Here is a 12,077-nt window from a genome sequence, read left to right as displayed (position 1 = left end):
CTGCCGCTCATTGCCCAGTGTTCCGACATATGGAGAAATTCACCCTGTTATCAGACATGTGCGGAAGGAAGGCCCCGCCGTGGCGTTCACGTGAGCGCGTTCAGGGCCAGGTCCACGTCGGCGTCGGTCGTGTACAGGTGGAACGCCGCCCGCAGTCGGCCGTCCCGTACGGCCGCGCGCACCCCCGCCGTGACCAGGCGTTCCTGGGCGCCGGGCAGGTCGACGCTCACGATCGCGCTGCCCGCGGGCGGCAGGCCCAGCCCGGCCAGGAACCGGTCGGCGAGCGCGACGTTGTGGGCGTGGATCCGCTCGACCCCGATGGCGCCCAGGAGTTCCAGGGCGGGCGCCGCCCCGACGTACGACAACCACGCCGGCGACAGGTCGAACCGCCGGGCCGTCGACGCGAGCCGCAGCGGCGGTCCGTAGTACGCGTGGGGCTCCCCGTCCGGCTCCTCACCCGCGTACCAGCCGGCCGCGACCGGCCGGATCCGCTCCCGTACGGCGGGGGAGACGTAGCAGAACGCGGCGCCGCGCGGCGCCATCAGCCACTTGTACGCCGCGCAGGCGAGCACGTCGAACCGTCGCGCGTCGACGGGCAGCCAGCCGACCGCCTGCGTCGCGTCGGCCACCACCAACGCGCCGTTCGCCCGCGCCGCCGCGACGATGTCGTCGACCGGCGCGACCTGCCCGGTCGCCGACTGCACGACACTGAACGCCACGGCCGCGGTACGGCCGTCGACGGCCTCCGCGACCTTCTCCAGCGGCGCCGTCCGTACGCTCAGGTCCTGTACCAGCCACGGGAAGAGGTTCGAGGTGAACTCGATCTCCGGCACGACGACGTGCGCGCCGGGCGGCAGCGACGCGGCCGCCGGGGCCAGCTGCTGGGAGACGGCGGCGCCCACGGCGATGTCGTCGGCGTCCGCGCCGACCAGCCGGGCGAACTCCTCCCGGGCCCGTCCGGTCGAGACGTCCCAGGAGCTCCATGGCTCGTCGCCGCGCTGCCATTCGCCGAGGACCCGCCGGACCACCTCCAGGGCGGGACGGGGCGGCAGCCCGTAGCTCGCGGTGTTGAGGTATCCCGGTGTCGGCTCCCACAGATGTACGGCTTCGTGTAGTTCCACCCGACTCAGTGTGCCGTGTCGCGAAAGAGACGGTCAGCGGTCGCGCGGCGCGTCGAGGTGTGCGCGGAGTGCCGCGGCGAGCTCGCCCGCCATGCTGAGCTGCTCGGGCGTGAGCGCGTCGATGAACAGCTCCCGGACCGCGCGCAGGTGTGGAATCGACGCGGACCGGAACGCCTCGGTGCCCTCGGCGGCGAGCACGACCTCGGCCCCCCGGCTGTCGGTGGCGCAGTTCTCGCGGCGGATCAGGCCGCGCCGCTCCATCCGGGCCAGGTGGTGGGACAGCCGGCTGCGTTCCCAGCCGATGCCGGTGGCCAGTTCGGAGGAGCGCAGCCGGTGCCCGTCCGCCTCGCTCAGCGCGAGGAGCACGGCGTAGTCACCCGGCGACAGGCCGGACTCGCTCTGCAGCCGCGACGTGAGCGTGGAGCGGAGCGCCTCCGCCGTCTCGATGAAGTCACGCCAGACGCGCAACTCCTCGGCGGTCGGCAGCACCCTGCGCCGCTCGCCTGCGCTTCCCGTCATCCGGACCTCCTAATTGACATGTCAATCACATCGTACATAATTGACGCATCAATCATCTCGGTGTGGGCGTCCGCGCCCGACCAAGGGAGTCCTCCCATGCCCGACCTCGAATTCGGCCTCGACACCTTCGGCGATGTTCCGGAGGACGACTCCGGCCGCCTCCTCTCGTACGCCGCGGCGATCCGGCAGGTCGTGGACGAGGCCGTCCTCGCCGACGAACTCGGCGTCGACGTCATCGCCCTCGGCGAGCACCACCGCCCCGAGTACGCGATCTCCACCCCGGAGACCGTGCTCGCCGGCATCGCCACGCGCACCTCCCGCATCCGGCTCGCATCGGGCGTGACCGTGCTGAGCTCGGACGACCCGGTCCGGGTGTTCCAGCGGTTCGCGACCGTCGACGCCCTCTCGAACGGGCGGGCCGAGGTCATCCTCGGACGCGGCTCCTTCACGGAGTCCTTCCCGCTGTTCGGGTACGACCTGGCGGACTACGACGTGCTGTTCGAGGAGAAGGCCGAGCTGTTCGTCCGGCTGCTCGACGAGAAGCCCGTCACCTGGAAGGGCACGGTACGGGCCCCGCTCGACGACGCCGACGTCTTCCCCAAGACCGAGTCCGGGCACCTGACCACCTGGATCGGCGTGGGCGGCTCGCCGCAGTCGGTGATTCGCACCGCGCGCCACGGCCTTCCGCTCATGCTCGCCATTATCGGCGGCGCACCCGACCGCTTCGCGGGCCACATCGAGCTCTACCGGCGCGCCGCCGAGCAGTTCGGCACGACCGCACATCCGGTCGGGATGCACTCGCCGGGCTTCATCGCCGACACGGACCAGGAGGCCAGGGAACTGCACTGGCCGCGCTACCGCGTCCTCCGCGACCGCATCGGCGCGCTGCGCGGCTGGCCGCCGATCCGGCCCGAGGAGTACGACGCCGAGATCGAGCACGGCTCGCTCTACATCGGCTCGCCCGAGACGGTCGCCCGCAAGATCGCCCGCACGGTCGCGAAACTCGGCGTCGGCCGATTCGACCTCATCTACACGGCCGGTACGCAGCCGGCCGGGGCACGCCGACGGGCCGTGGAGCTCTACGGCACGAAGGTCGTCCCGATGGTCCGCGACATCCTGGCGGGCTGACGTCGTGAACGGAGAGAACAACGTCGTGAACGGAGGGAACACGGACGTCTCCACGATCGGCATCCTCGGCGCCGGGAAGGTCGGCACCGTCCTCGCACGGCTTGCCCTGGCCGCCGGCCATCGGGTGCTCATCGCCGGATCCGGCGATCCCGCCGACATCGCCCTCACGGCCGAGGTCCTCACGCCCGGTGCGGTCGCGGTCACCGCGGCGGACGCCGCCGCCCGGGCGGACGTGGCGATCCTCGCCCTCCCGCTCGGCAAGTACCGGAGCATCCCCGCCGACGCGCTGCGCGGCAAACTCGTCATCGACGCGATGAACTACTGGTGGGAGGTCGACGGTGTCCGCGATGACCTCACCGACCCGCGCACGTCCTCCAGCGAGATCGTCCAGGCATTCCTCGGCGGCTCCCGCGTCGTCAAGGCGTTCAACCACATGGGCTACCACGACCTCGAGGACGAGGCCCGCCCCGCCGGGACGCCCGGGCGCAAGGCGATCGCGATCGCCGGTGACGACCCGGACGACCTCGCCACCGTCGCGCGCCTCGTCGACGCGTTCGGCTTCGACCCGGTCGCCGCCGGTCCCCTCGCCGAGGGCGTGCGCCTCGAACCAGGTGCCGAGCCGTTCGGCGCCAACGTCGACGCCGGGACGTTGCGCACGATGCTCGCCCTCAAGGAAGGAAGATGGTGAACTCGCCGAGCTGCGGGGCCAGCGTCTGCGGCAGCTGGGCGAGGGCGGACAGCTCCTCGACGGAGTCGAAGCCGCCGCACTGCTCCCGGACGCGGACGACGCGGCCGACCAGCTCGGGCGTCATCCCCGGCAGCGACGCCAGCACCTGCGCCGGGACATGGTTGACGTCGACCAGCCCGCCGTCGTCAAAACGACGGGGCAGGTCCGGCCGCCCGATCCGCAGCTCCCAGGCCATCGCCGGGTCCTCGGCGGCCTTCCGCGCCTGACGCCGGACGTTCCTGCGCTGCTCCGCATCGTCGATCGCGTCCTGGAACGTCGCCGTCGACGGCAGGGCGAAGACCTGGGAGCGGACGAGGAACGCGTGGATCGTCCCCCCGAGCCACGCGAACAGGAACACGACGGTGAAGACCGAGTCTCCGACGGCCGAGTCCTCCGACGTCCCGGAACTGATCAGCAACACGACGAACAGGGCGAGGTACATCGCCGCGGTGATCCAGTACGTGGCCGTCCGCCGGCGGACCGCCGCGTAGCCGAACACGACCGGAGTGGCCAGCCCGAGCGTGAGGAAGGGCAGCAGCGCCCAGAAGAAACCGACGCCGGTCCGTACGCGCCTGTCCATGGTGTGTCCCCTTCACCCCGCCCAGACGGCTTTCTTGGTTGGACGGCGGCAGAGCGCTCCGGGATCACGCGCTGCGCGAAGTCGTTCATGGACCTTGCGCCCGGAATGCGGGGCCGGGCGGAGCGCCGGCCGCCGCGGCCTCTCCGGCGGCCGACTCGGCCGCGCGCTTCGGTGCCGCCGGAGGTTTTCCACAATCGGGGACGGAGGGGTGTCGGCGGGCCGGAGGCGCGCGGGACGCTCGTGGTCATGAGAGCGAACACACTGCGGCTCCGGTCGCCCGCCGACGTCGTCGCCGCCATCCCGTATCTCGTGGGCTTCCACCCCACCGACAGCGTCGTCGTGCTGTGCTGCGGCGGTGTAGACGGCACATACGCGATCCGGCTGGACTTAACGGCTTCGGACGCGCTCCTCGACCATGTCACCGACCTCATCACGCGACGCCGGCCCGCCGAGGTCATCCTCGCCGGCTACGGTCCGGGTGCCCGGGTCACGCCCGTCGTCGAGCGGGTCGGTGACCGCTTGGCCCGCGACGGCGTACGGCTCCGTGAGGTGATGCGCGTCGAGGACGACCGCTACTGGTCCTACCTGTGCACCGACCCGGCCTGCTGCCCGCCGGAGGGCACGTTCGTCGACGTGCGCGCCAGCGCGGTGGCCGCGGCGGCCATCGCCGGCGGCCTGGTCGCCCTGCCGGACCGCGACGAGCTGGCACGGATGATCGCGCCGATCGGCGGCGAGGTGACACGACAGGCGACCCTGCGGGCCGAGTGTCGCCTGGCCTCCTGGGCCGAGGCCGCCGCGACCGAGACCGCCCAGAACAGGACGGGCAGCGCCGTCCATGACCACGGAGGCAGGGAGGGCAACGCCACCCACGCCCCTGGACCCGCGGGCGGTGTCGGCCCGTGTCCGGCAGGTCCCGCCGCTCCGGGATCCGCGGGTTCGGCCGTATCGGGAGCCGGGGGCCAAGCGGGAGCCGGAGGCCGGGCGGGGGTGGGTGGGGGAGGACTGTCGCGGCGCGTGGCCGGGGAGGGGGTGCGGCTGGTCCGGCTTCTCATTGAGCGCGCGCGGGCGGGCGGTGCCCCGCCGACCGATGAGGAGGTCGCCTGGCTGGGCGTGCTCATGGTCAACCTCCGGGTGCGCGACGAGGCGTGGGTCCGCATCGACGACGGCGAGATCGGCGCCCACATCGGGCTCTGGCGTGACGTCGTGCGCCGGGTTGCCGAGCCGTACCTCGCCGGGCCGGCCTGTCTGCTGGCGTTCGCCGCCTGGCGGGCGGGCGAGGGCGCGCTGGCCAACCTCGCGCTGGACCGGGCGCTGGCCGCCGACCCGCACTATTCGATGGCGCGGCTGCTGCACGAGCTGTTCGTCAGCGGCCTGCCGCCCTGGTCCGTGCCGCTCGATATCACCCCGGAGCAACTCGACGAGGCGAGCTGACCGATTCGAGGCGGCATCGTCGTCGGGAGGTCCTGGCGGTCGCCACCGCGAGAGAGCGGCGACCGCCAGGGATCGAGTAGCTGAGCGGCCGATGCCGGGGAGAACCCGACCAGGTCGCCGTGGGACTAGATCACTGGCGCGACCTGGCGCTGTCTGCGGCACACGGCGACGCCTCCGCCTGAAGGCGGGCCGCCGTGCGTCGTCGAGGGCGCCGGGGCCAGACCAGGGAGGGGGACGCGTCGCGCGTCTCACTCCCAGGTGGAGCCGATGTCGCGGGCGACGTCCTGCAGGAGCTCGAGGAACTCACCGACGAGCGGCGTCAGTGTGGTGTCGGCGGGAGTCACCGCGTGGAGGCGGCGGTGCGGTGCGGGCGGGGCCAGCGGTCGGTGGGTGGTGCCGGGCGCGCCGGCGAGGGCGAGCCGGGAGACCAGGGCGACGCCGATGCCGGTGCCGACCAGTGCCTGGGCGACGTCGTAGGACCCCGTCTGGAACCTCATCTGCGGCGTGAAGCCGGCCGCGGCCGTGATCCGGTCGAACTGCGTCCGCGCGGCGTGGCCGGCCAGGATCGTGACCCACGCCTCGTCTCGCAGTCGCTCCAGACTGATCGGCGCCGCTGGCGGGTGTTCGAGGGCGAGCGGGTGGTCGTCGGGGAGTACCACCACCAGAGGGTCGCGCAGCAGTTCGCGGACCGAGAGGTGCGGGGGCGCGGTGACGTCGGCGTCCCAGGTCGCGACGACGGCCATGTCGAGCCGGCCGGCCGTGACCTCCTCCACACCATGCTCGGACAGGAGGTCGACGACGGACAGGTCGGCGTCCGGATGGCGGTGCCGGAGCGCCGTCAGCGCCGGGGGCAGCAGGTGCAGGGCGGCGGCCTGGAACGCCCCGATGCGGAGGCGTAGCGACAGGTGGCCGAGCAGGGCCGCCAGCTCGGCGGACGCCCGGTCCGTCTCCTCGTCGATGACCCGCCCGCGGGCGGCCAGCACCGCCCCTGCCGCCGTCAGCGTCGCTCCTCGCGGGCCCCGCAGGACCAACGGGGCCCGGAAGTCCTGCTCGGCCTTGGCGATCTGCTGGGTGACCGCGGCGGGAGTGAGTCGCAGGACGTCGGCGGCGCCCGACAGCGACCCATGGCGTTCGATCAGCGCGAGCAGCCGGAGTTGCCGGGGATCGGTGACCATTCACAAATCTTAAGACAGCACGCCTCTGAGCTAACTTCTCTACGGGTCGTCCCGGGCGGCAGGCTGACGGACGTAACCCCCCGCCGACCGTGGAGTGTGCTGTCGCGTGCCCGCTCACCTGCCCGTCTTCATCGTCACCACCTGGCTGTTGGCCATGCTGCCCGGCGCCGGCCAGGCGCTCATGCTCCGGCAGACGCTCGGCGGTGGTCGCCGTGCGGCGTGGGCCTGCATCGGCGGCAACGCCACCGGCCTGCTGATCTGGGCGACCGCCGCCGCGGCCGGCCTCTCCGCGGTCCTGCTGGCCAATCCAGCCGCATACCGGGCGATCCGGATCATGGGCGGGGTGGTGCTCCTCGTGTTGGGAGTGAGCACTCTGTGGGCGGCGCGGGCCTCCCGTACGGCCGAGCCCCGCGCGCGGCGGGCGAACCGGTGGGGCGGCTACGCGGCCGGTCTCTCCACCACGCTGGGCAACCCGAAGGCGGGAGTGTTCGCCGTCTCCGTGCTTCCGCAGTTCGTCACCGCGAAGGGCCCGGTGCTCCTCTCCAGCATCGCGCTGGGGCTGGTCTGGGCGCTGGTGAACACCTGCTGGTACCTGCTGTTCACCTGGGGCGTCGACCGGGGGAGGGCCCTGGTCGCCAGGCCGGCCGTCCAGCGCCGCCTGCGCATGATCACCGGCGGCGTGCTGCTCCTGCTCGGCGTCGCGGTGGCCGTAGGCGTGTGACGCGCTGGTCGGGTCGTGGTGGTCGTGGGCGTGCGGGCCCCTAGTGAGGTGGTGGCCGTGGGCGTGTGACGCGCCGGTCGGGTCGTGGTGGCGGTGGGCGTGCGGCCCCAGTCAGGTGGTGGCCGTGGGCGTCCGGGCCCAGTCAGGTGGTGGCCGTAGGCCCGTGCGGCCCGGGTCAGAGTGAGGCGGCGCCGCCCTGGCGTTTGCGGCGCTCGTTGAAGTCCCGCATGCGCTGCGGATAGCCGGTGATCTGCACGTCGTACACCGGGAGTCGCAGGTCGCGGGCGACCTTATGGATGACCTGCGGGGAGCCGACCCGGCGGCGGGTCCATTCGCCGTCGGCGGCGATCGCCACGGCCGTGGTGTCGGTGGCGAACGTCTCCGGCTCGACGTAGAACTCCACGCCCCTGCGGCTGCGGGCGAACGCCATCAGCGACTCGATGTCGGCGTTCGTCGCCTCCCGGTCGAGCATGGTCACCCTGTTCCCCCGCCAGCGGCGAATCCCGAAGCGATCGCCCCACCTCATCGGACGTTCCTCCCCAAGAACCCGTTGCGATCCTCCCGTCCGTCGCCTGACGGCCTCCGGAGCCGGATCGCGCGATTCGTCACGTCTCTAACGCCCGATCCATCGTGCAGGGTTCCAAACGATGGCACCATGCGCTTGTCGGCATTTGACCGACTCGAGATCATCAAAGCAAATATCGCATTAAGGTGTGCCCTGTCGTGCGTAGATCGCGAATCGGGGGTTCGGTGGGTTTCGTCATTCCGTCGAGGATCGCCCGATCGGGTAATGGGCGCGTCGCGCTGCGGCCCAGGGGCATCGCCATCGTCGTTGCCGTGCTGGGGCTGGGTTGGCTCAGCGGTCTCGGGGCGCATCCCACGGTGGCCTCCTCCGCGCAGGAAGCCGCCCGTCCCGCTCCGGCCGTGCCGCCCGCCAAGCCGGACCTCCGGTCGCGGCCCCGCGTCACGGGTGGCTCCGGAGCGGCCGTGCGTCCGGCCGGCGGCCTCGCCACCCGCCTCCGCTTCTTGTCCTGGCCGCCGAGAGCCGCCGCGTCCCCCGCCGCGCGTCCCGAGGTCGACTGCCGCAAGGTCAAGTGCATCGCGCTCACGTTCGACGACGGCCCCGGCCCGTACACCGCCAAGCTGCTCGACATGCTCGCGGCCCGTCACGTCAAGGTCACGTTCTTCCTGATCGGCGGCAACATCCGTGGCCGGGAGGCGCTCGTGCGGCGCGAACTCGCCGAGGGCCACGCGATCGGCGACCACAGCTGGTCGCATCCGCAGCTCAGCGCGATGTCCGACGGCGCGGTCAGGTCGGAGTTGGCGCGCACACTCGGCGAGATCCGCCGGGCCACCGGCGGTGGTACACCGCTGATGCGCCCGCCGTACGGCGCCACGAACCGGCGCGTGGCCGCGGTGACGCGCCACATGGGCATGGCGCAGATCCTCTGGAGCGTCGACACGAACGACTGGCTGGACCGGAACTCGGCGATCGTCGCCCACCGGGCCGTCAGCTGGGCCCATCCGGGCGACATCATCCTCATGCACGACATCCACCCGACGACGGTGAACGCCGTGCCCAAGATCCTGGTCGGCCTGGCCCGCCGCGGCTTCACGTTCGTGACGGTGCCGGAGCTGTTCGGCGGCCACGCTCTCAAACCCGGCCAGACGTACTTCGACGGGCCCGTCCCCGAGCGGAAGAGCCCGCAGAAGCAGGCGGCGTCCCACCCGAAGGGCCAGGGAGGAACGCCCGCACCGCCCGGTGCGGGCGGCCCCACCCTGCCGCCGGGGTCACCCGCCACCCCCGCGCCCGGTGCGCCGTCCGGCACCGGCACGCCCGGCAGCGTTCGGTCTGGAGAGTGACGGGTCGTACGGCGGTGCCCGGTTTGCCATTCCCGCGCCGGGTGCGCCGTCCGGCACCGGCACGCCCGGCAGCGTTCGGTCTGGAGAGTGACGGGCTCGCCACGTCCGCGCCGGGTGCATCGTCCGCTATCGGCATGCCGGGCGTCCCGTCCGCCGTGGCCGGTGGCTGACGTGCCGTACTCGGGTTGACCTCAGGGACCGATCAGGGGTCTCCCCGATGGTTCCGGAACCCGGCGCGGCGCACGATCGAGGTATGACCACCTCCGTACCGCCCGGCGCGCTGCGCGTCTCCACGACCGAACGTGAGCCGATCGTCGAACGGCTGCAGCAGGCCTTCGCCGAAGGCCGCCTCGACAAGGAAGAACTCGACCTGCGGCTGCATCTCGCCATGACCGCGCGGACGCGTGCCGACCTGGACGCGGTCCTGGCGGACCTGGCCCCCGTGCCCGCGGGACCCGCGGCGCCCGCCGTGCCGATGCCGGTGGGTGAGCCGACCGCCGAGCAGCGGGTGCTGGCCGCGCTCGCGCACGTCCTCGGCGGCACGACGCTCTTCCTCGGGCCGCTGGTCATGCTGTGCACGACCGCACGCCGCTCGCCGTACGTCCGCGCTCACATCGTGACGGCGCTCAACTTCCAGCTCACGCTGCTGATCCTCACGGTCGTGACGTTCGGCGTCGGGGCGATCGCGTACGCCGTCAGCTGGATCGTGTGCGGAGTGGCCGCGCTGCTCGGGCTCGCGGGAACGCCGTTCCGCTATCCCTTCACGCTTCGGCTGGTGCGCTGACACCCGGGCTGGACGGGGCGGGGTGGTCGGGCTCGAGGGCTGGCAGGCCGTCGATGCTCGCGACGTTGCGCTTGACGCGCGGCGGCCATTCCTCGGGGGCTCGGCGGCCGTGCTGGTCGTCGAGCAGGGGGCGCTCCCCGGCGAGCTCCATGAACGGGACCGAGTAACCGCAGGAGTCGGCGATGCGCTCGACGTCGACCACGATGATGGCCCGTGTGCCGGGGTGTCCGCCGAAGCGGCCGATGAGGGACGCCCGCTCCGGGGCGTCCGGCCGTACGACGCGCCCGGAGCCGTACAGCCGCAGGATCTTGGGCTGCCGGTCGAAGGAACAGAACATGATGGTGATCCGGCCGTTGTCACGCAGGTGCGCGATCGTCTCCGAGCCGCTGCCGTACAGGTCGAGGTAGGCCACCGTCAGGTCGTCCAGGATCGCGAAGGTGTCGCGGTAACCCTTGGGGGAGACGTTGACGTGGCCGCCCGCCGCCGGGGCGGTCGCCACGAAGAACATCGGCTGCGCCGCGATGAAGGCCCGAAGCCGCTCGTCGATGCGTTCGTAGAGCTTCCCCATGGGCGCCGCCCCTCGCGTCCTACACCGCCGCCGAATCCGACACTACACGCGCCCTGGCTGTGACGACCTGGCCGGTGGTGAGAAGATCGACCGGTGACAGGTCACCACAGCGCGGTCGAGAAGCTCCTGGCCTCCTACCGGGCCATCCCCGAGGGCACCCCGGTCCGGCTGGCGAAACGCACCTCGAACCTGTTCCGCTTCCGCGACGAGATCCAGGTCCCCGGCCTCGACGTGAGCGGCTTCGGCAAGGTCCTCAGCGTCGATCCCGAAGCCCGGGTCGCCGACGTGCAGGGCATGACGACGTACGAGGACCTGGTCGACGCGACGCTGCCGTACGGGCTGATGCCGCTGGTCGTGCCGCAGCTGAAGACCATCACCCTGGGCGGCGCGGTCACCGGGCTCGGCATCGAGTCGTCGTCGTTCCACCACGGTCTGCCGCACGAGTCGGTGCTGGAGATGGAGATCCTCACCGGTTCGGGCAAGGTCGTCGTCGCGACTCCGGACAACGAGCACCGCGACCTGTTCTACGCGTTCCCCAACTCGTACGGCACGCTCGGATACTCCCTGCGGCTGAAGATTCGGCTGCAGCCCGTCAAGCCGTACGTCGCGTTGTGGCACGTGCGGTTCTCCTCCGCCCGGGAGTGCGCGGAAGCCATCGACGAGCTCGGCGCGCAGGCGGACTTCATCGACGGCACGGTGTTCGGCGGGGACGAGGTGTACCTCACGCTCGGCAGGTTCGCGGACACGGCCGAGCGCGTCTCCGACTACACCGGGCAGGACATCTACTACCGCTCGATCCGCGACCGCTACGTCACGGCGCGCTGGCTGCGGCCGGACGGTCCGCCGACCGACGTGCTGACCACGCACGACTACCTCTGGCGCTGGGACACCGACTGGTTCTGGTGCTCGCGGGCGTTCGGCGTCCAGAACCCCCTGATTCGCCGGGCGTGGCCGGCGTCCAAGAAGCGTTCCGACGTCTACCGCCGGCTCGTCGCCCTGGACAAGCGCCTGCAGACGTCGGCACGGGTCGACCGCTGGCTGGGCCGCCCGCCGCGGGAGGACGTCATCCAGGACATCGAGGTGCCGGTGGAGCGGCTGCCGGACTTCCTGGAGTTCTTCCACCGCGAGATCGGCATGAGCCCGGTGTGGCTCTGCCCGCTGCGGGCACAGGACAAGTGGCCGCTGTACCCCCTGGAGCCCGGTCAGACGTACGTCAACGTGGGCTTCTGGGGAACGGTGCCGCAGAAGCCCGGCCGACTACCCGAACACCACAACCGGCTGATCGAGCGCGAGGTCGCCCGCCTCGACGGCCACAAATCGCTGTACTCGACGGCCTTCTACACCCGCGAGGACTTCTGGCGGCACTACGACGGCCCGACGTACCAGCGGCTGAAGGAGGAATACGACCCGGAGCGACGGCTGCTGGATCTCTACGACAAAACCGTACGAGGCAGGTGAGC

General features: G+C 71.9%; 13 protein-coding genes. 7 read left to right on the top strand and 6 right to left on the bottom strand.

Annotated elements, in window-relative coordinates:
• Positions 1–86: 86 nt before the first annotated feature.
• The gene (locus ACQP2O_RS40105; RefSeq protein WP_433174413.1) at positions 87–1,121 is read right to left on the bottom strand and encodes an aminotransferase class V-fold PLP-dependent enzyme; all 1,035 of its coding nucleotides are present in this window, start codon (positions 1,119–1,121) and stop codon (positions 87–89) included.
• Positions 1,122–1,154: 33 nt separating this feature from the next.
• The gene (locus ACQP2O_RS40100) at positions 1,155–1,640 is read right to left on the bottom strand and encodes a MarR family winged helix-turn-helix transcriptional regulator (protein WP_433174412.1); all 486 of its coding nucleotides are present in this window, start codon (positions 1,638–1,640) and stop codon (positions 1,155–1,157) included.
• 96 nt (positions 1,641–1,736) lie between these two features.
• Between ACQP2O_RS40100 and ACQP2O_RS40095 the strand changes: the two genes are divergently transcribed.
• Both ACQP2O_RS40095 and ACQP2O_RS40090 read left to right on the top strand, forming a co-directional pair.
• On the top strand, positions 1,737–2,768 hold the full coding sequence (locus ACQP2O_RS40095; protein ID WP_433174411.1) for an LLM class flavin-dependent oxidoreductase: 1,032 nt from the start codon (positions 1,737–1,739) through the stop codon (positions 2,766–2,768).
• 25 nt (positions 2,769–2,793) lie between these two features.
• Positions 2,794–3,456, top strand: coding sequence for an NADPH-dependent F420 reductase (locus ACQP2O_RS40090; protein ID WP_433174410.1), 663 nt, complete (start codon positions 2,794–2,796; stop codon positions 3,454–3,456).
• Here the strand turns inward: ACQP2O_RS40090 and ACQP2O_RS40085 are convergent.
• The gene (locus tag ACQP2O_RS40085; protein WP_433174409.1) at positions 3,437–4,075 is read right to left on the bottom strand and encodes a ComEA family DNA-binding protein; all 639 of its coding nucleotides are present in this window, start codon (positions 4,073–4,075) and stop codon (positions 3,437–3,439) included. The genes ACQP2O_RS40090 and ACQP2O_RS40085 overlap by 20 nt on opposite strands.
• 87 nt (positions 4,076–4,162) lie before the next feature.
• Here ACQP2O_RS40085 and ACQP2O_RS40080 point away from each other — a divergent pair, with 87 nt between their 5' ends.
• Entirely contained in the window at positions 4,163–5,506 is a 1,344-nt protein-coding gene (locus ACQP2O_RS40080; RefSeq protein ID WP_433174408.1) for a DUF4192 domain-containing protein, read from the top strand.
• Positions 5,507–5,754: 248 nt separating this feature from the next.
• On the opposite strand, the gene ACQP2O_RS40075 is transcribed toward ACQP2O_RS40080, so the two are convergent.
• On the bottom strand, positions 5,755–6,681 hold the full coding sequence (locus tag ACQP2O_RS40075) for a LysR family transcriptional regulator (RefSeq protein WP_433174407.1): 927 nt from the start codon (positions 6,679–6,681) through the stop codon (positions 5,755–5,757).
• Positions 6,682–6,787: 106 nt separating this feature from the next.
• Between ACQP2O_RS40075 and ACQP2O_RS40070 the strand changes: the two genes are divergently transcribed.
• Complete coding sequence (locus ACQP2O_RS40070) at positions 6,788–7,402, top strand: LysE family translocator (RefSeq protein WP_433174406.1); 615 nt, start codon at positions 6,788–6,790, stop codon at positions 7,400–7,402.
• A gap of 175 nt (positions 7,403–7,577) precedes the next feature.
• Here ACQP2O_RS40070 and ACQP2O_RS40065 read toward each other — a convergent pair whose 3' ends face one another.
• Positions 7,578–7,928 carry a hypothetical protein gene (locus tag ACQP2O_RS40065; RefSeq protein WP_433174405.1) on the bottom strand — a complete coding sequence of 117 codons (351 nt, stop codon included), beginning with the start codon at positions 7,926–7,928 and terminating at the stop codon, positions 7,578–7,580.
• Positions 7,929–8,125: 197 nt separating this feature from the next.
• Between ACQP2O_RS40065 and ACQP2O_RS40060 the strand changes: the two genes are divergently transcribed.
• Complete coding sequence (locus tag ACQP2O_RS40060; RefSeq protein WP_433174404.1) at positions 8,126–9,265, top strand: polysaccharide deacetylase family protein; 1,140 nt, start codon at positions 8,126–8,128, stop codon at positions 9,263–9,265.
• 253 nt (positions 9,266–9,518) lie between these two features.
• A complete protein-coding gene (locus ACQP2O_RS40055) occupies positions 9,519–10,049 on the top strand; it encodes a DUF1707 and DUF4870 domain-containing protein (protein ID WP_433174403.1) in 531 nt (176 codons plus the stop codon).
• On the opposite strand, the gene ACQP2O_RS40050 is transcribed toward ACQP2O_RS40055, so the two are convergent.
• Positions 10,027–10,617 carry a pyridoxamine 5'-phosphate oxidase family protein gene (locus ACQP2O_RS40050; protein ID WP_433174402.1) on the bottom strand — a complete coding sequence of 197 codons (591 nt, stop codon included), beginning with the start codon at positions 10,615–10,617 and terminating at the stop codon, positions 10,027–10,029. The two genes, ACQP2O_RS40055 and ACQP2O_RS40050, sit on opposite strands and share 23 nt — an antisense overlap.
• Before the next feature lie 93 nt (positions 10,618–10,710).
• On the opposite strand from ACQP2O_RS40050, the gene ACQP2O_RS40045 reads away from it, so the two are divergent.
• Positions 10,711–12,075, top strand: a complete 1,365-nt coding sequence (locus ACQP2O_RS40045; protein WP_433174401.1) for an FAD-binding oxidoreductase — start codon at positions 10,711–10,713, stop codon at positions 12,073–12,075.
• Positions 12,076–12,077 lie beyond the last annotated feature (2 nt).

The organism is Actinoallomurus sp. CA-150999, from assembly GCF_050942425.1.
GTDB lineage: Bacteria > Actinomycetota > Actinomycetes > Streptosporangiales > Streptosporangiaceae > Actinoallomurus.
Note: the sequence above shows the minus strand (reverse complement) of the source record. Positions and strands in the feature narration are given on the sequence as shown.